This window comes from Robertkochia aurantiaca (genome assembly GCF_020166495.1).
GTDB lineage: Bacteria > Bacteroidota > Bacteroidia > Flavobacteriales > Flavobacteriaceae > Robertkochia > Robertkochia aurantiaca.
The window spans coordinates 467,612-487,894 of sequence record NZ_JAINZS010000004.1 but is presented as its reverse complement, the minus strand read 5'-3'; the positions used below and the strand labels follow the sequence as shown (position 1 = coordinate 487,894).

The 20,283-nt window shown below is 44.0% G+C and carries 13 protein-coding genes; 11 read left to right on the top strand and 2 right to left on the bottom strand.

The genetic code is table 11. The features are described from left to right. Positions 1 to 7 precede the first annotated feature (7 nt). The 8 genes from K7R10_RS07970 to K7R10_RS07935 all read left to right on the top strand — a co-directional run bounded on the left by K7R10_RS07970 (position 8) and on the right by K7R10_RS07935 (position 11,361). The gene (locus K7R10_RS07970) at positions 8 to 1,165 is read left to right on the top strand and encodes a homogentisate 1,2-dioxygenase (RefSeq protein ID WP_224484152.1); all 1,158 of its coding nucleotides are present in this window, start codon (positions 8 to 10) and stop codon (positions 1,163 to 1,165) included. A gap of 116 nt (positions 1,166 to 1,281) precedes the next feature. Beyond that, positions 1,282 to 2,421, top strand: a complete 1,140-nt coding sequence (gene hppD / locus K7R10_RS07965) for a 4-hydroxyphenylpyruvate dioxygenase (RefSeq protein WP_224484151.1) — start codon at positions 1,282 to 1,284, stop codon at positions 2,419 to 2,421. 316 nt (positions 2,422 to 2,737) lie between these two features. Next, entirely contained in the window at positions 2,738 to 3,529 is a 792-nt protein-coding gene (locus tag K7R10_RS07960; RefSeq protein WP_224484150.1) for a DUF3108 domain-containing protein, read from the top strand. Next, entirely contained in the window at positions 3,529 to 4,494 is a 966-nt protein-coding gene (locus K7R10_RS07955; RefSeq protein WP_224484149.1) for a tryptophan 2,3-dioxygenase family protein, read from the top strand. Before K7R10_RS07960 ends, K7R10_RS07955 begins: the two co-directional genes overlap by 1 nt. After that, positions 4,495 to 5,814, top strand: a complete 1,320-nt coding sequence (locus K7R10_RS07950) for a peptidoglycan DD-metalloendopeptidase family protein (protein ID WP_224484148.1) — start codon at positions 4,495 to 4,497, stop codon at positions 5,812 to 5,814. After that, complete coding sequence (gene pgi, locus K7R10_RS07945; protein ID WP_224484147.1) at positions 5,795 to 7,435, top strand: glucose-6-phosphate isomerase; 1,641 nt, start codon at positions 5,795 to 5,797, stop codon at positions 7,433 to 7,435. The genes K7R10_RS07950 and pgi overlap by 20 nt, the downstream gene beginning before the upstream one ends. 159 nt (positions 7,436 to 7,594) lie before the next feature. Beyond that, complete coding sequence (locus tag K7R10_RS07940; RefSeq protein WP_224484146.1) at positions 7,595 to 10,837, top strand: TonB-dependent receptor; 3,243 nt, start codon at positions 7,595 to 7,597, stop codon at positions 10,835 to 10,837. A gap of 89 nt (positions 10,838 to 10,926) precedes the next feature. Beyond that, complete coding sequence (locus K7R10_RS07935; RefSeq protein WP_224484145.1) at positions 10,927 to 11,361, top strand: hypothetical protein; 435 nt, start codon at positions 10,927 to 10,929, stop codon at positions 11,359 to 11,361. Here K7R10_RS07935 and K7R10_RS07930 read toward each other — a convergent pair. Then, complete coding sequence (locus tag K7R10_RS07930; RefSeq protein WP_224484144.1) at positions 11,317 to 12,411, bottom strand: endonuclease/exonuclease/phosphatase family protein; 1,095 nt, start codon at positions 12,409 to 12,411, stop codon at positions 11,317 to 11,319. The two genes, K7R10_RS07935 and K7R10_RS07930, sit on opposite strands and share 45 nt — an antisense overlap. 47 nt (positions 12,412 to 12,458) lie before the next feature. Here K7R10_RS07930 and K7R10_RS07925 point away from each other — a divergent pair, with 47 nt between their 5' ends. From K7R10_RS07925 to K7R10_RS07915, 3 genes are read left to right on the top strand one after another with little or no spacing between them, the layout of a single operon-like run. Beyond that, positions 12,459 to 15,188, top strand: a complete 2,730-nt coding sequence (locus K7R10_RS07925; RefSeq protein WP_224484143.1) for a carboxypeptidase regulatory-like domain-containing protein — start codon at positions 12,459 to 12,461, stop codon at positions 15,186 to 15,188. Between the two features lie 2 nt (positions 15,189 to 15,190). Further along, positions 15,191 to 17,836 carry a DUF5689 domain-containing protein gene (locus K7R10_RS07920; RefSeq protein WP_224484142.1) on the top strand — a complete coding sequence of 882 codons (2,646 nt, stop codon included), beginning with the start codon at positions 15,191 to 15,193 and terminating at the stop codon, positions 17,834 to 17,836. A gap of 31 nt (positions 17,837 to 17,867) precedes the next feature. Continuing rightward, positions 17,868 to 18,650 (top strand): amidohydrolase, encoded by a 783-nt coding sequence (locus K7R10_RS07915; protein ID WP_224484141.1) that lies wholly within the window; start codon positions 17,868 to 17,870, stop codon positions 18,648 to 18,650. Here K7R10_RS07915 and K7R10_RS07910 read toward each other — a convergent pair. Then, a complete protein-coding gene (locus K7R10_RS07910) occupies positions 18,637 to 20,247 on the bottom strand; it encodes an Ig-like domain-containing protein (RefSeq protein ID WP_224484140.1) in 1,611 nt (536 codons plus the stop codon). The two genes, K7R10_RS07915 and K7R10_RS07910, sit on opposite strands and share 14 nt — an antisense overlap. Positions 20,248 to 20,283 lie beyond the last annotated feature (36 nt).

Below are 20,283 nucleotides of genomic sequence, written 5' to 3'. Positions count from 1 at the left end.
TTGAGAAATGCCATTTTATCATAAGTTGGGGGATATTCCCCATAAAAGACATACAATTTTTAAGAAACCTGACGGTAACCTCTACTACGAGCAGCTTTTCGGTACGATCGGCTTTGACGGGATGTCGTCTAATCTCTATCATGTTCACCGGCCCACGCAGGTCAGGGAGATAGAAGGAAAGGTCGATGTGACGCCAAAAATAGCATTTGAGAACAATATCAAATCATATCGCTTTCATGGCTTTAAGGTTCCTGAAGAAAAAGATTACCTGCAGAGCCGTAAGCCTGTATTGACGAACAGCGACTGTACCATTTACCTGGCCGCTCCGCAGGAATCGACAAAAGACTATTTTTTTAAGAATGCCGATGCCGACGAGATTATATTTATTCACCGCGGTGAAGGAAAGCTGAGGACTCACCTGGGGAATATCGATTTTAAATACGGCGATTATCTGGTAGTACCCAGAGGAGTGATCTATAAGCTGGATTTCAATACCAGTGATAACAGGCTGTTTATTGTTGAATCACGCAGGCCTGTCTATACGCCTAAGAGATACCGTAACTGGTTCGGCCAGTTGTTGGAACACTCTCCTTATTGCGAAAGGGATATAAGGCCCCCACATGAGCTGGAGACAAATGATGAGAAGGGTGAGTTCCTTATGAAGATCAAAAAGCAAAATGAGATCTTTAATATGATCTATGCCACCCACCCGTTTGACGTAGTGGGTTACGACGGTTTTAACTTTCCGTATGCACTCAGCATACATGATTTTGAGCCTATAACCGGTCGAATTCATCAACCGCCACCGGTGCATCAGACATTTGAGACCGATGCCTTTGTGGTATGCAGTTTTGTACCCAGACTGTATGATTACCATCCGGAAAGTATACCTGCGCCTTATAATCACAGTAATATAGATTCTGACGAGGTACTTTATTATGTAGACGGAGACTTCATGAGTCGGAATGATATAGCAGCAGGTCACATTTCACTGCACCCCGCCGGAATTCCTCACGGGCCTCACCCAGGTGCGGTGGAGCGAAGTATCGGAAAGACCAAAACCGATGAGCTGGCAGTAATGGTAGACACTTTTAAACCGCTTATGGTAACAGAGGATGCCATGAAGATAGCAGATGAATCTTATTATAAATCCTGGTTGGAATAATATGCTGGCTTATCGCGTTGATATCACACCCCATCTGAGAGCCATGTGGTGAGGTGTGAATAGGGAATACATGAAAACAGAAAAGTGCAGAATGAATTTTTTAAAATAAAAGAACAATGGCAACAGATACAACATCATTAAAACTAAATAAAGAGATGCAGGAAGCGGAAGACTTTCTGCCGATTCTGGGAACAGATTATGTGGAATTATACGTAGGTAACGCCAAGCAGGCTGCTCATTATTATCAGTCGGCATGGGGGTTCCAGCCTGTGGCTTATTCAGGTCTGGAAACCGGTAAAAAAGACCGTGTATCTTATGTGTTACAGCAGGATAAAATACGATTGGTGCTTACTTCTCCACTGACAAAAGGAGGTGAGGTCAACAGGCATATCGAAGAGCACGGAGATGGGGTTAAGGTTATAGCCCTTTGGGTCGATGATGCCGCAAAGAGTTATAAAGAAACCACCGCACGCGGAGCTGAAAGTTATATGGAGCCTCATACCTTAAAGGATGAGCATGGTGAAATAGTGCTTTCCGGGATACATACCTATGGAGAAACCGTTCATATTTTTGTGGAACGAAAGAATTACAAAGGAGCATTTATGCCCGGTTTCAGAAAGTGGGACCCTGAGTACAAACCCTCAGAAGTAGGTCTGAAGTTTATCGATCATATGGTGGGTAATGTAGGCTGGAATGAAATGAACAAATGGTGTGAGTTCTACGCCAAGGTGATGGGATTCGCACAGATGGTTTCTTTTGATGACAAAGATATCTCTACCGAGTATACCGCCCTGATGAGTAAGGTTATGAGCAACGGGAACGGAAGGATCAAGTTTCCTATTAATGAACCTGCTACCGGGCGCAAAAAATCTCAGATAGAGGAGTATATCGAATTCTATAACGGGGCCGGAGTTCAGCATATAGCAGTTGCTACCGATAATATCATCGAAACGGTGAAACAGCTGAAAGAACGCGGTGTTGAGTTCCTGTATGTGCCGGAGACTTATTACGATACCGTGCTGGATCGTGTTGGTGAGATAGACGAAGACCTGGAGCCGCTCAAAGAATTAGGAATCCTGATCGACAGAGATGATGAAGGCTATCTGCTTCAACTGTTCACCAAACCGGTTCTTGACAGGCCTACCATGTTTTTTGAGATCATTCAGCGCAAAGGGGCGCGATCATTCGGAAAAGGAAACTTTAAAGCGCTTTTCGAAGCGATAGAAAGGGAACAGGAAATGAGAGGTACTTTGTAAAAACACGCTCATTATTGAATTTTCGACAATTATAAAGTGAAGCTTTTGACAGATTCACAGACACATAGTTAAACTTTCCGTAAAGACTGTGAGAACCTGATAACAGGTGTATATTTGCAGTCGCAAAAGTGGGTGGTGCCCTTTTGCATACTTTAAGTAAAGTTTTCATAATTTAAAGTTTTTGGTTGGTTAATGGAAAACCCGGCTTTACGCCGGGTTTTTTATTGTCCGTATTTCTTGGAACAATAATTGTAAATTAGAGCGTTAGCATCATAGATGTGTTTGAATTTATTATTTTTACGCCAAGTTTTCAGTCATGAAAAAAACAGCCCCTTTTTTATTGATTTTGTTACTGACGTCATTTTCCGTTCAGCGCGATGAGACCATTATTGATCCCAATTTTAAAGGGGGTGAATGGTTTCAGTTCCGCATACATTACGGGATATTGAACGCCAGTTTTGCAAGTCTCACCCTGACTGAGGAAAAGCTGGATGGTCGTGATGTATATCACGTGGTCGGACAGGGAAAAACAACCGGAATCGCCAACTGGTTCTTTAAGGTTGACGACAACTATGAAAGCTATTTCGGCAAGGAAGACATGAAGCCCTATCGTTTCATCAGGCAAATCGATGAAGGCGGTTATACCAAAGACCTGGAGATCGATTTCGATCACAGTGAAAAAGAAGCCGTGGTGACAAACAATAAAAAGGGAACAGTGAAGGTTATACATACCCCTTCGGGCATACAGGATCTGCTTTCTGCCTTTTATTATTTGCGCAGTCAGTATTCGGCCGATGACCTTTACAAGGGGAAAGAGATTGAACTGGACCTGCTTTATGATGATGATGAGACCTTTAAGTTCAAACTGAGATTTCTGGGACGAGAGACTCTCAATACCAAATTCGGAAAAATTCAGTGTTTGAAATTCAGGCCTTACGTGCAATCAGGAAGGGTCTTTAAAGAAGAGGAGAGTGTGACCCTTTGGGTATCTGACGATGAAAATCGTGTGCCTGTCAGAATACAGGCTGATCTTATGATCGGATCTCTGAAGGCTGATCTCAACGCTTTTAAGGGACTGAAACATCAATTTAAAATAGTAGCCGATTAATGTCTGTAAAACCCGAGATCGAAGGGCGTATAAGAAAACTGGAGGAAAAGTACCGGAACTCGGGACAGGACCTGGGTTCTTATCTTGACGGCCTCCTGTATCAAAGATATCTCACGTATTGGGACTATATTCACCTGGATACCTTGTTGAGCATACAGGTTCCCCGGACCCATTTTCCTGACGAGGAAATTTTTATCATGTATCACCAGATTACTGAGTTGTACTTCAAGTTGATCATACATGAGCAAAAGCAACTGATCGACGACCGCCTGCAAAAAGCTGACTTCTACATTCAAAAGATCAATCGAATCAATAATTATTACCGGGTATTGATATCGTCATTTGATATCATGATAAACGGGATGGAGCGTGAGCAATTTTTAAGGTATCGAATGTCGTTATTACCGGCCAGTGGATTTCAGTCGGCTCAGTTCAGAATGATCGAGATTTATTCTACTCCCCTTTATAATCTTTTGCCTGAATCTGCTCAGGGGGAGTTCAGTCCTGATGATCCGGTAGAAACACTTTACGAAAATATCTATTGGAAGAGAGGGGCGATCGATAGCAAGACAGGTGAAAAAACACTCACCCTCAAACAATTCGAATACAGGTATACCCCCAGGTTTATCCGTATTGCAAAGGAAGTAAAAGGGGTGACTCTTTATGAAAAATACCTGTCTCTTCCCAAAGAAGTTCGGGAGAATGAGTTGCTGATCGAAGCGATGAGGCATCTCGATGTAAATGCCAATGTGAACTGGAACCTTATGCATATGGGGGCGGCCTACAGGCATCTCAGCAAGGAAAAAAAGACCATAGATGCCACAGGCGGAACGAATTGGAAACAATATTTACCACCCAGTTTTCAGAAAATCATCTTTTTTCCTGAATTTTGGAGCGCAAAAGAAAAAGCCGACTGGGGCAAACAGTGGGTAGAGCATATTTTTAATCCTCAAACGAATGAATAAATGACAAGAAGTGTTATGGCAGGATTGCTGATGATCGTTTTGATGTCAGCATGTAAGAAGGAAAAGCAATCAGCTGAAATGGAGGAAACCGTAACGGTGCCTGAACAGAAGGCCGAACCTGTAGAGATCAGGGAGTTTGGTTATAACCTGAACGATTATATAGTGATCAGGGATACCATTAAGTTTGGCGACAGTTTCGGAGAGATCCTTCAACGCAACAAGATGGAGTATCCCGAGATCTATCACATCGTTGAAAAAGTGAAAGACTCTTTTAACATTGCCAGTCTCCAGGCCGGTAAGCCATATACCCTGCTGTGTTCCAAAGGTGATAGCCTGCAGCGCCCAAGGTGCTTTATCTACCAGCCGAACAGTATTGACTACGTGGTTGTCGATTTTAGTGATTCCACCCAGGTGGTTAAGGGAAAGAAGCCGGTAAAACTCGTTCAAAGAGAGGCTTCGGGAGTTATCAACAGTTCGTTGTATGAGACATTGGCCGATAATAATATGGATGTGAATGTAGCTTACCGACTTTCTGATATCTATGCGTGGACCATTGATTTCTTCCGCATCGATCAGGGAGACCGGTTTAAAGTAGTTTATACTGAGAAATACATTGATGATACCATATACGCAGGGGTTGATAAAATACATGCGGCGTATTTTGAACATAGGGGGAAACCGATCTATGCTTTCAGGTTTATGACCGATTCGACCAAAGGAATTGTCGATTACTTTGACGAGGATGCCAAGAACCTGAGAAGAGCCTTTCTGAGGGCGCCGGTACAATTCAGCCGTATTTCATCGAGATATAATCTCAAGCGACGAATTGCGTATTACGGTAACAGAATCAGACCACACAAAGGCACCGACTTTGCGGCTCCTGTAGGAACACCCATACTCGCCACAGCCAACGGGACGGTGATCGAATCAACCCGAAGAGGAGGGAACGGTAATTACGTGAAGGTTAGACATAATGCTACATATACCACCCAATACCTGCATATGCAGAAACGAAAGGTTAAAGTGGGTGATTTTGTAAAACAAGGTGATGTGATCGGTACGGTCGGTATGACCGGAAATACCAGTGGTCCGCACGTATGTTACCGATTCTGGAAGAACGGTCGTCAGGTTGACCCGTTCAAACAGGACCTCCCTGATGCCGAGCCTATAAGTGATTCCCTGAAGACCCGTTACCTGGACTTTATTGCACCTGTGAAAACTCAACTGGATAAGATTGAGTTTAAAACAGTACAAAAGGATGAGAGTCTGGAATCTGAATTGATAACATTAAAAGAAGAAGATGGCATTAGCAGCAACTAACCCCACCGAAACCAAATCCTGGAAAGCACTTCAGGAGCATTTTAAAGATATGAAAGAGGTCCACATGATGGACCTTTTCAAAAATGACCCACAGCGGGCAGAGAAATTTGCCCTCGAGTGGAACGATCTGTATCTGGACTATTCCAAGAACAGGATCGATCAGAAGACCATGGATATCTTGATCGAACTGGCAAATGAATGCAAGCTGGATGAGGCGATCAACAAATATTTTACCGGAGATATCATCAATGAAACCGAGGGCCGGGCAGTTTTGCATACGGCTTTAAGGGCCAGATCAGGTGAAAAGGTGACCGTTGATGGTGAAAATGTAATTCCTGAGGTCTATGAAGTGAAAGAGAAGATAAAAACATTCTCTGAGTCGGTGATATCAGGAGAAAAAAAGGGTTTTACGGGGAAGGCATTTACAGATGTGGTCAATATCGGTATCGGTGGTTCTGACCTGGGGCCGGCTATGGTTATGGAGAGCCTGGCCTATTACCGCAATCACCTGAAGGTACATTTTGTAAGCAACGTGGATGGTGATCATGTAATGGAAGCCATAAAGGATCTCGATCCGGAAACCACCCTGTTTATTATCGTTTCCAAATCATTTACGACTCAGGAGACCCTGAGCAATGCAATAACCATTCGTAACTGGTTCTTACAGGCCGGAACACAGCAGGATGTGGGCAAACATTTTGTAGCTGTATCGACTAACCTTGAAAAGATCAGGGAGTTTGGTATAGCCGATGAGAACGTATTCCCTATGTGGGATTGGGTTGGTGGTCGTTTTTCTTTATGGAGTGCCGTTGGTCTCTCGATCTCTCTTGGGCTTGGTTATGATAACTTTGACCGCTTGCTGAATGGCGCCAATGCCATGGATCAGCATTTCAGGGAAACACCTTTTGAGAGAAACATACCGGTGGTACTGGGTATGCTCAGTATCTGGTATAATAATTTCTTCGACGCAGAAAGCGAAGCCATTATACCCTATACACAGTATCTGCATCGTTTGTCGGCTTATTTGCAGCAAGGCATAATGGAAAGCAATGGTAAGAGTGTGGATCGTTCCGGAAATAAAGTAGATTATCAAACAGGAACCATCATCTGGGGAGAGCCGGGAACCAATTCGCAGCATGCGTTTTTCCAGTTGATTCATCAGGGAACTAAGTTGATACCTGCAGATTTCATAGGTTTCAGTGAATCTCTGTATGGCGATCGCGGGCATCATCAAAAGCTCATGGCTAATTGTTTTGCACAGACTGAAGCCCTGCTTACGGGTAAAGATCGGGACACCGTGCTTGATGAGTTCAGGCAGAAAGGAAAATCTGAAGATGAGGTGGCTGATCTGGTACCATTTAAGGTATTTGAAGGAAACAAGCCAACCAATACATTCCTTTTTGACAAATTGACCCCCCAGGCACTGGGAGAGCTAATTGCCCTTTATGAACATAAGATATTTGTACAGGGAGTGGTATGGAATATTTTCAGTTATGATCAATGGGGTGTCGAGCTCGGTAAGCAGCTGGCAAATGTTATTCTGGAAGAGTTTGAGGGGAAATCCACACATGATCATGATGCTTCAACACAAAAATTGATCGCGAGATTTTTGAAAGCTTAACTTTTAAGTAACTTCTGTAAAAATCCATCGACGAAAGGGCTTAATGTCATACTTATCAGGCATTGAGTCCTTTATTTTTTTTAAAATGGTTAATGTTAAGTTAAAACTTATCGTATTTTTGAGCCGCATTTTTGCATCGCTAACTAAAATCAGATTAACATGAGTAATTTTAACCGATTGTGCCTGCTGGTCGTAATGCTTTTTACGGCAATCGCAGGTTATTCTCAAGGGGTAACAACTGCCTCTATGGGTGGGCAGGTAGAAGACAATAATGGTGAACCCTTACCGGGAGCCAATGTCGTAGCTGTTCACCTTCCGTCAGGTACCACTTATGGTGCGACTACCGACTTTGACGGATTTTACCGTCTTTCGGGTATGAGACCGGGCGGACCTTACCAGGTAACCATCTCTTATATTGGTTTCCAGGATGCAACCCAGTCAGATCTTTACCTGCAACTGGGGCAGACAGAAAGAATCAACGCGCAATTGCAGGAATCTGCCACTGAGCTTGATGAGGTTGTTGTAACCGGGACTTCTACCGGTATTTTCAGTGCCAACAAAACAGGTGCAGAAACCACCATTACCAACAGAGAGGTGCAGACCATTCCGGCTGCCTCAAGATCGATCGCTGACTTTGTGAGGGTAACTCCTCAGGCGTCTATTACTGAAGGTAACGACGGATTCTCTATTTCAGTAGGTGGTCAGAACAACCGTTACAATGCGATCTATATTGATGGTGCGGTGAATAACGATGTGTTCGGACTTGCAGGTTCAGGTACCAACGGAGGACAAACCGGGGTAAACCCGTTTTCTGTGGATGCGATCGAATCATTTCAGGTGCAGCTTGCGCCTTTCGACGTGAAAATTTCCGGATTCTCAGGAGGTGCGATCAGTGCCATTACCCGATCTGGAGATAACAATTTTGAAGGGTCTGCCTATTATTTCCTGCGTAATGAATCGCTGGCTGGTAAGACCCCGCCTTCGCTTGTCGGAGAGGGTGAAACCCGTGAAAGGCTGAGTGACTTTTCAGCTCAGACATATGGTTTCCGCCTGGGCGGACCGATCATCGAAGACAAATTGTTCTTCTTCGTGAACTACGAGCGTCAGGATGATGAGACTCCTCAACCCTTCAATCTTTCCAATTACAGGGGAGACAGCGGGGCTGCCGAGCTTGAAAACCTTCGTCAGTTCCTTATAAACACTTACGGATATGATCCGGGTGGTTATGCAGACAATACCCGTACTTTGGTCAGTGATAAAATCACTGCCCGTATCGACTGGAACATTAATGATCGTAATAAACTGATGTTCAAACACAGTTATGTGGGAGCAGATAACCTGGAAGCGAGAAGTTCAGGGAATTCCAATATCGGTTTTATCAACGGATCAGAAGAATTTATTTCAAAGACCAATTCTACCTCGATAGAGTGGAACTACTCTGGTAATAAATATTCAAACAGCCTGATCATGGGATACACCCAGGTTCGTGATGACCGGGATCCTTCAGGGCAGCCTTTCCCAACGGTTGATATCTTCGACGGTGAAGGATTCATCAGCCTGGGGTCTGAGCCTTTCTCTACGGCGAACCTGCTTGACCAGGATATTTTTACCTTTACCAATAACTTCGAGATCTATAAAGGAAGACATACCATCACACTGGGTACCCACAATGAGTATTCAAATTCGAAAAACCTGTTCTTCCCTTTCAACTACGGAGACTATACCTATACCAGTGTACAGGGATTCATAAATAACGATCCTGATGCACTCGATTTCTATCAGCACGGTTATTCACTCGTAGGTGACGGTACAGTAGGTGATGCCTCTGCCGGTGCTGCAGAATTCTCAATTTTCCAATTAGGATTCTATGTACAGGACCAGGTGCAGGTAAGTGATAATTTAAGGGTATCGGCGGGTATTCGTTTTGATACTCCTTTCTGGGATCAAGGACCGGTAAACAATGATTTTAACAATCGTACGGTAGATCTGCTCGAGGCTCAGGGGAAAGACCTGCAGGGTGCAAGAGTCGGTCAGCCGGTAAGCACCATCATTCACGTATCGCCTCGTGCAGGATTTAACTGGGACGTGTTCGGAAACCGTACCACCCAGGTACGTGGAGGGTTCGGTATCTTTACTTCAAGACTTCCTCTGGTATGGCCAGGAGGAGCTTATAATAACAACGGTATAACCAGTGGATTTGCCGCTTCATTTAATACCGATGTAGACAGCTTCAACCCTGATGTTAATGACCAGCCCGTAAATGTAGAGCCCGGTTCAGGGGGAACAGGTGGAAATATCGACCTTATCGCTTCAGACTTTATGTTGCCACAGGTTTTTAAAACCAACCTGGCGATCGATCAGAAACTTCCGATCTGGGATCTTGTTTTTACAGCTGAGGGGATCTGGAACGACAACATCAATGCCGTTTATTACGAGAACCTAAACATCAAGGGGCCTGTAGGTACTCTAAACGGGGCTGATAATCGACCGTTCTACAACAGATTCGATCTTATCGATCCTACATACGGAGGTATTTACCTGCTTTCGAATACCAGTGAAGGCTATAGCTGGAACACCACCTTTACGCTTACCAAGCCATTCAGTAACGGGTTCGGTGGTAGTGTTTCCTATACCTACGGAGATGCACGTGCTATCTTCGACGGAACTTCTTCACAGAACAGTTCTCAATGGAGAAATATCCAGACGGTTAATGGTAAAAACTCGAATCTTCCAACCACCCGTTCTGATTTTGCTCAGGGAAGTCGTGTGATCGCCAATGTTTCATACGCATTGAACTGGAATGAAAATGTGAAGACCACCATTGGTCTGTTTTATGAAGGATCACAGTCTCAACCGATCACATACATCTATAATGAAGGGCGTGACCTGTTGAACGACGATTCAAGAGATAATGCGCTGATCTATGTACCTGCCAGCCAGGATGAGATCAACCTGATCGACACCTCATTCGATAATGGTGCTACCGTAACCACAGCTCAGGAGCAGTGGGAGGCTCTGGATGCCTTTATCGAGGGGAATGAATACCTGAGAGGCCGCAGAGGTCAGTATGCCGAGCGTAACGGTGAATGGGGGCCATGGAGCAATATCATTGACCTGAAAGTGCTTCAGGATTTCACCCTGAACATCGGACAGAAATCGCATACCCTCCAGCTTTCAGCAGATATCTTCAACTTCACCAATCTGATCAATAAAGATTGGGGTAAGAAGAAATTTGTGCCTGGATTTGGAGAGGTTGGATTGATCACTACAGAACAAGGTGGTCCGGATCCTGAGTTCACCTTTAATCCAAGCCTGCCTGATCGTATCATTCAGCTGGATGATGCAGGGATTCAAAGCTCAAGATGGCAGATTCAATTCGGAGTACGTTACTTATTTAACTGATCTGAAATATAGTTACAAGAAACCCCGCCTGGTGCGGGGTTTTTTATGTTAGAATTTTATTACATTTGAATTTCTTAATTTCTCAAGATATGTATTCAACCATCAAAGTACTTCACTCATACTGGGCTTATTTCACACTTTTTGTACTCATAATCGCTGTATTAAATGCGGCAGTCGGGTATTTTAAAAACAAGGAATTCAGCCTTGCAAAAGACTTAAGAATTAGTCTTTTCGCATTGATTTTCACTCATATTCAGCTGGTAATCGGTCTGATTTTGTATTTCGTGACCCCAAACCTGAACGCCTGGGGAACCGGAGAGGTGATGGGTAATAGTCTGCTCAGACTGCTGTTACTGGAACATCCCCTTACCAATATCATTGCAGTGGCCCTGATAACCATTGGCTGGAGCAAGCATAAGAAGGCACTGACCTCCAAAAAGAAATTTGCCCGTATCGGGTTATTCTACGGTATTGGTCTCTTATTGATCCTGCTGCGTATTCCTTACGACATCTGGCTCTCCTGAGACAGGCTTCAATAGAAACATATAAATTGGAAAGTGATCGCTGTATCCGGCGGTGAATCTCCCACCGGAGTATGACCGCTTCGGGTATGATCTGTAGCGGCCTGCAGATTGCTGAAGGGACATATCGTTAAATACCCCTGCTTTCCAATAAAGAAAATCGCCACTTCCTGTGATCATATTATGAGAGACGAGGAACTGATCGAAAAGATGCCACTGGTCTCTGTAGCCGATGCTGCCAATTCCTTTGTTATACAGGGCACACATCAAGTTGTATAATTTATCTGACTTTTGTGCCCTTACTTTGTCACAAACGGAAATAACCGCCAGGCTGTTGTCTTTCGGGTTATCATTGAAGTCACCGGTTACGATAACAGGAATTTGATCATGCCTGAGCCTGAGGGAATCAACTATACCACTGGTTCGAAAGGCTGCCTGGTTTCTCATGGCATTGCTGCGTTGTCTTCCGCCGCTTCTGGAAGGCCAGTGCACCACAACAATAGCTAAAAGCGTACCTGACAGGTAACCGGTGACGACAAGCTGATCGCGGGTTTCATCAATATATCCGTATTCATTATGCATGAGCTGTCTGGCCGGTACACTGTTGTTCACAATAAAATGATCAGGCTGATATAACAAGGCGACATCTATTCCCCTTTCGTCGGGAGAATCGAACTGTATGATCTTATAATTATATGCAGAAAGATCGGTCAGAGTGGTAAGATCTTCCAGTACTTTTCTGTTTTCTATCTCTGCAAGGCCAATAAGAGATGGCATCTGTTCCTTTTGTTTTCCCAATTTCATGAGGGCATCGGCAATCGCATGCAGTTTGGTGAGATATTTTTTCTCAGACCATCGGTATCTCCCCTGCGGTGTTCTTTCGTCATCTTTTGTTTCAGGATCATCTTTCGTGTCAAAAAGATTTTCAAGGTTATAAAATACAAAGAGGTAAGGTTGGTATTCCCTGACTGTTTGAGCGGGTAAGCAGGTCACTGTAAAACCGAATAAAAGCGATAAATAAATACTTTTCATCGAAATAACATCCCATTTCATCTTTCTAATATAGAAAATAAACTACATTAATACAGTAAAATAGTAAAATGTTTCGTTTATTTTCTTCAATATCTCTTTTTATTGCCGGAGGCTGCTGTTTCGCTCAGAATGCTTTAATAGCAGGTCAGGTGCTAAGTGAATTTGACCATCGACCTGTTTCATTCGCCGTGTTGCAATTGGAGGGATCAATGGTTTCATCTTTTGTTGATCAGCGGGGTTATTTTCAAATTAATCAGCTAAGCGGGGGAACCTATGTGCTCACAGTTGAAGCAGAGGGGTATGAAACCTTACGATTATCTGCTCAGGTCAATGAATCAGAGATCACAGATCTGGGCCCGGTACTGCTAACCCCTTTAAAGGTTGATTTAGCATCACCGGAGATCATTACCCTCAGTGAAGCAGAGCTTACAGAACAGGATGTAAGTGGCAATATACTCATGCTTAATGCCAATGATGATGTATTTACCCGCAGAGCTGCTTTTGATTTTTCCCAGGCATTTTACAGGGTGAAGGGGCTGGATCGAAAACATACTCTTTTGAATCTGAACGGGCTGCCTTTGAACGATCTGTTATGGGGAAGTCCTGAATGGAATATAATGGGCGGATTGAACGATGTTTTCCGTGTGCGGGAGAATTCCCCCGGACTGCAATATGTACCATTTACATTTGGAGGACTTACAGGCAGTAGCTCGATCGATACCCGATCTTCAAAACAACGTCCGGGTCTCAGACTGACATCCTCTGCGGCCAATAGAACCTATTTGGGCAGAATCGCCCTGACCTATACTCATGCAAACGAAAAGGGAACCTGGTTTCAAACTGTTTCCGCCTCGAAGAGATGGGCAGAACAGGGCTATGTTGACGGCACGCCTTACAATGCGCATGCTTTTTTTGCTCAGACTGAGATTCGCCTGAAGCGGCACACATTCACCCTTCTGGGATGGTACACCCCGGTAAAAAGGGGAGGCTCTGCATCGCTCACAAAAGAGAGCATAGACTTATTCGGACGACGCTATAATCCTTATTGGGGTTTGCATGATGGCGAGATCAGAAGCAGCCGTATGAGAAGATATAAACAGCCTTTTTTTCAGTTTAATTATACATATGTTAAAGCTGGTTTTGAACTGCGCTCTGCTGTAAGTTATACATTCGGATCACGGGATCGTGAACGGTTAGGTTATTACAATGCTCCTAATCCTGACCCTGTTTATTACAGGTATATGCCGGGCTTTTATCTGAGTGCGTTCTCCGGTGCAAATTTCGAAGCAGCTGATTTAGCGAGAAACGCACTGATGGAATCCCCTCAGATTGATTGGGCCTCTCTCTATCAGGTAAACTTAAACAAACAGGGAGAGGCAGCTTATATGATTTATGACGATCGTACGCTGGTCAATAACATTAAGGCATTTACCGGCTTTCTCTTCAGGCCCTGGAAATTGGTTCATTTCGAAGGGGGTATCATTCTTGGAAACAACAACTACGATCAACATGCCCGTATCAACGATCTGCTGGGTGCTGAGTATCACTCAGATTCTGACCCGTTCAGCGGAAGTCGTAATGACCTGAACGGGTCTGATGTAAAATATCTTGACGATATTTTCGGGTATCACTATCAGATCGGCTATAAACAAGGGCACTCCTTTCTTCAGGTGTATTACAAAGGCAATCAATTTGAGGCCTATATGGCCGGGAAATACGGACTTGCGAGCTACCGGAGAACGGGAATGTTTTTAAATGAAAAATATCCTGACGATTCATTTGGTGAAGGTGAAAAACAGGAAATGGGTTTTTCCGGATATAAGGCAGGAGTACGGTTTAAGTATACAGGACGGCATATATTTGACGTGAATCTGGCTGTTTTAAACGATCCCCCGCCCATAACCGACCTTTATGTGAATGTACGTGAAAACGATCGTATCGTCGATGGGCCGGAACTCGAAAAAGTATCCTATATCGATCTTAATTACTACCTGAGGCTTGAAAATCTTACCGCTAAGTTCTCTTTTTATGGTGCGAATCTCACAGATCACAGAGCTATCAACTATTTCTATATGGACAGTGGGATGGGGAGCGATTTTGTGCAGGAGGTAGTGACCGGTATAGGTCAGCGACACCTCGGTATGGAATGGTCTGCATCATATCAGATCACTTCCTCTTTATCATGCTCTGCGGTGATAGGGTACGGTGACTATCGCTATACAAGCGATCCGGAGGTGGCTGTGAATTTTGATCCCGGTGAAGATTCTTCAGAGTCTATCAATGACCTAGGATTTGCATCTCTGGGTACCGCAGCTATTACCGGTTACCGGGTTTCCTCCGGTCCGCAAAAGGCTTTTTCAGCCGGCCTTGAATACAGGTCTCCCGACTACTGGTGGTTCGCCGCGACGGCGAATCTGCTGGAAGATAATTATGTGGCGATCTCCTATAATCGCAGAACCTCAGCCTTTCTTATTAACCCTGAGAGTGGAAATACAGAGCAGGTATCTTCCTTGCAGCTGCAGAATGCATTGATTCAGGAAAAATTACCGTCTGCCTATTTACTTAATCTGACAGGTGGAAAGTCATGGCTTATGGGTTCTGCTTATCTCAGTTTGTTCATTGGTATAAATAATCTGTTTGACCAGATGTATTTTACCGGTGGATTTGAACAAAACAGAAACGGGAACTATGCTCAGTTCCGGTCAGATGAATTGACCGGCTTACCCCGGTTCGGTAATAAATATTGGCGGGGCTACGGCAGAACATTCTTTATAAATCTTAGCCTGAATCTACAATAGTGATGAAGCATTGTCTGAAACCGGTCTTAACTGTTATTGTTTTTTCTGTTTTGTGCTCGTGTATTAAAACCGATGACTATCAACCCCTTTTTGCATGCGATGTTGGGGAGTATGCCGTTACCGGTGTTTTACAGCTATTGGAAAAAGACTATCAGGAAGGTCCGGAACGAATAATGGAGGATATGGTGCTGAGTGGGGTGGTTGTTTCCGATGATGCTGCGGGGAATCACTTCGGGGAATTGTATATGCAGGATAACTCAGGAGGCGAGACAGCGGGGATACTTATAAAGCTGGACCTGCCCGATCTGCATCTGCGATATCCGAAGGGCTCACGAATCTGGATAAACATGAAAGACCTTTACATTGATAAACGGTATGGTGCCCTTGAGGTGGGTGGGATTACCCACTTTTTCGGACAGCCGTCTGTCGGAAGACTGCCTGCTGCCGCCATTGACAAACACCTGGTACTCTCTTGTGACCCTGTTATCGATCTGGCTCCTGAAAAGGTGGAAATTACCCGTTTATCTGATACCTATCTAAATACCTGGATACAAATCGAAAAAGCAGAATTGGCACCTGAAGATCTCTGCCGCAGTTTTGCTGTTGAAAAAGAGCAAACCCGTTTAAAGCTGCTCGATTGTCATGGAGCTGTTCTTCCCCTGGAAAGCAGTGGATACGCTGAATTTTTTAATGCTGTTCCGCCAACAGGCAGTTTTTCAGTTAACGGCATTTTGAAAAGGGATTCCAGGGGTTACTTTTTAAAAATCAATCAGGAGTCTGACATTCAATTGGCAGGAAAGCGATGTGATAATTTTGCTTATGCCTGTTCGCCTCCTGCTGTTAATACATCCCTTGCAGAAATCAGGTCGCTTTACCAGGGGACTCCTTTAAGTTTGAATGGGATGGTTTTCAAAGCTACGGTAACAGCAACTGATCATTTCGGCAATTTTCCTGATAGGGTATATATGCAGGAAGAGAATTCGGGTATCAGATTAAATCTCGAGAGGGGTGGGACAGGATCAAAAGAGTTCAAAACCGGTGAAACCATGGTTGTGTCCGGAGATGACTTATGGTTATACGAAGAGCATCAGGAACTACAAATTGGATACAGGGATGCCTCAGATTCTGCGTATGAGATGTTGCCTGAAGCCAGGCACTACAGAAATTTCTACACCAGTGATAAAACTGATTCGGTCACCGTGAAACAACTGGAGATCGACCAGATCTCTGAAGAACATGCCGGTACTCTGGCCATGTTGAAAAATGTGCATTTTGAGACCTTTCAGACCGTGTTATTTGAACAACAAAGCACTCTGATGTTGGCAGATTGTAAAGGAGATTTAATGCCCGTAATCATAGAAAACGGTTTTAGCGGATCGAACGAGCCCGTACCTGATCTGCACGGCAATGTTTTGGGTATAGTGGTCAGGTCAGAGGAAGGTATAGGTTTAAGAGTTCGTAATACAGGTGATTTTTCAGGCCTGACAAACAAAACCTGTGATATATTTGAAAGAGCCGGATCAATCAGTGGCGAACAGTTAGATGAGCTGGTGGGAGCCGACAGGATCACTGAAAATATCGTCATTGAGGGCGTGGTGACCTCTGATTATGTTTCAGGTCACTTTCCTCAGGAAATGATGATGATGCAAGTGGGAACAAAGCCCGTTTTGGTACATTTTAATGAGGCTCATAGCATCGCACAGGATTCAGAAATTAAGCTGGCCCTTCTGAACGTAAGAATTGATGAAACCGGAGGATTAATTCATCTGTACGAAATTCCCATTGACAGGATAAGTGCGGGCTCAGGGTTCGTTGATTTTCAACCGAGATCACTGACTTTGGAAGATTCGTTAGGGTCTTTGCAGGAGGGAGAATTAATAACGATCACCGGTGTTGCAGCTGTGGATATATTACTTCCCGTGAGTTCAAACTCTGTAGAAGATTGCTACAATAGCCTGGCATTATTTGTACCTGAACAGGCGAATTTTGCTGATCAGAGCTTCCCTGAAGGATCAGGAAATGTTAGCGGTATTTACATGAATGATCTTCTTCACCTTAGAAACATGAATGACCTGAACTTTGCTGATCCACCTGTTGATTGCAGTATGGTACGCACTAGTTCATCGGTTTTGATTTCTGAGATCGCCGATCCGGCTAATACCATATCCGGGTCAAACGGAAGATTCCTGGAATTATATAATGCGTCAGAAAAGGGTGTTCGTCTTGATCGCTGGGAGCTCAGAAGATATACCAATGCGAATAGCTCGTATACTTCTTCGAGCGTCATAAGATTGTCGGGTTATATACAACCAAAGGAGACCGTGGTCATTGCTGCAAATGCTGTCGAGTTCGAAATGATCTATGGCTTCAGCCCCGATATCGAAGGCGATGCGGGAGGTCCTGCAGATTCTAACGGTGATGACAGTATTGAGCTGATAGACGGCAATGGAAACCGCGTGGATATATTCGGACAACCGGGAACAGACGGAACCGGTACTCTATGGGATTTTCAGGATGGCAGAGCAAGACGTAAGGCAGGAATATTGCAGAGCAGCAACATTTTTAACCTGTCTGAATGGGAGGTTGTCGGAGCGACACAAGATTCGTTACTGACAGCACCTGTGGGTTATGATCCGGGAGAACATTGATTTGCTTATCTTTAAGCGAAATAAAATGAATATGAATAAAACCCTGGAAGTGGCTTTGCTTCAGACCTCTTTGGAATGGCATGATGCAAAAACCAACCGCGATCATATAGAAGCTTTAATGGAAAATGCCGATCTGAAAGGGGCTTCTGTTGACCTGTTGATATTACCTGAGATGTTTGCATCGGGTTTTACGATGAGTCCTGCTGAGGTGGCTGAAGAGATGGATGGCGAAACAGTACAGTGGCTTATCAGGATGGCTGCTGATTATGATATGGCTATAGCAGGAAGCCTGGTAATCACCGAAGATAGCAAGTATTACAATCGATTTTTAATGGTCGAGGAAGAGGGGATCAGAGGTTATTATGATAAAAAACATCTTTTTACCCTTGCTGGTGAGGAAAAGGTATATGAACCCGGAGCATCCAACAATGTCCTCGAACTCAGAGGGTGGAAGATATTACCACAAGTGTGTTATGACCTGAGATTTCCGGTATGGTCAAGAAACACCTGTGATTATGATCTCTGTATCTATGTGGCTAATTGGCCGGATAAGAGAGTACAGGCTTGGGATATCCTGCTAAGAGCTCGTGCCATTGAGAACATGGCGTATTGTGTGGGTGTAAATCGTATTGGAAAAGATCCCAACAAACATTTGTATACCGGGCATTCTGCCGCTATTGATCCGCTTGGAAATGCACTGGTTTATACAGAGCAGGAGGGTGTTTTCAGGGTAACTCTCGATCATGAGAAAATGATGAAAACACGAAAGAAATTGCGATTCCTTAATGATCGCGATGAATTTACTCTAAAGTAAAGGTCTGATCGATCTCCCAGTTTGGTCGCAACTCGACGGGTTGTGCCATGTAACTGATCTTTTCAGGTTGACGGTTTTCTAAAAAACTTCCTGTATCCCATTTCCCGTTACCATTGGTGTCGTGTATGACCCTGATAAGATAATTTCCCGGAGAAATGTTTCTGAAAGAATGCGACGGGTTTTCTTCTCTAATGGTCGCTTCATACTTTACCTCTCCTTTATCATCTGTGAGTTGCAGTATCAGGGGGAACTGATCTGCATTACCGATGTTAACCGTGATACTTCCGAGGTCAGCCAGACTCTTGGTGCTCACAAGATAAGAGAGTGAATCGTTGGTGTTGCCAAAGAAATCTGTGATGGCTCCCGGATTAAGCGAAATATTATACTTACGCGAAGGCTCCTTATTCCAGTTGAAGATGAGCAGGTTTTTCAGGCTGTCAAGGGTATAAGTGAACTCCAGTTGTGTTGAATCCTGGTCGATCAGGCCGATAAGGCTGTCTTCAACCTTTATCACAGGTATACTGGCGTGGAGCTGGAAGGGATTGTTCACTCCGAACTTCTGTTGTTCGTATTGTGAGATATTCAATGAATCGGGATAGAGGTCTCTGATTCGTACCGTAAAAGTGTCGACAGGTACTTCCCGTGATACTTCAAAAACAAGAGAGTCGGTCTCAAAAGGAGTAAAGAAATAATACAGCGAATCTGACTTGATGCTTTTGATGGTTTTACTTCTGAAATCATCGGGGACTTCTGAAAGTATGTTGACAGCCATTTTTTCAGGGTCTCCTTCGTAGCCAAATGCAATCTTGTTCTTTTTTAGCAGGGAAGGTCGCAGTGCCTTGAATTCGGTCTCTTCCATAAACAATTCGATCTCATAAAGGGTGTCGTTTGGAAGGGTAATCGGCTCTTCTACAAATCCGATCTTGTCGGTTTTCGGGTCGAAAACATAATTATTGGCTTCATCGAGCAGTGCGATCATCTTATACCGACCGGCCTTTAAGTTGGTAAGCCTGAAAGTGACAGAACTGTCAAGGGTGTTAGTGATGTATTTTGGCGGGTTTTTATAAATGACCGAATCTGTGTAAGTCGAGTCCATCTCCCAGAGCATCACTGAAATATAAGGGTCGGGTTGTTTCAGTTGTACATCAGATACAAACCCTTCGAGAGTTAAAGAGTCGATATAATCACCAGTCGAGAATACATATGTGAAGAAGGGGTAGGGATTTCCCTCATTGTTATCTACGATGGCTTGTCCGAAATTAAAAACATAGGTGGTATTTTCTTTCAGAGTGTCTATGATCTCAACATTGAGATATTTACCTGCACCGCTTTGCGGATAGATGATAGGCTGGTAGGCAAGGGGAGGTGATACCACCAGGTTCTTCTGCAGGTCCTGGAGTTTGATGAACTCGTCAAAGTTGATACGAAACTCATCCCCTTGAAAATTCGTTGAACCATTTTCAGGTCGTGCTGAAATGATTTCAGGCGGAGTTTCGTCTTTCGGGCCGCCGGTTGGGTTTCCTCTCTTGGCACAATTGGTGACCCCTATAAAAAGCATTAATGCAGCCAGTATTCGTATGGCTCGACTGTAATTCATCAGATGTATTTAGAGCTGCAAAATAACGATATTTTT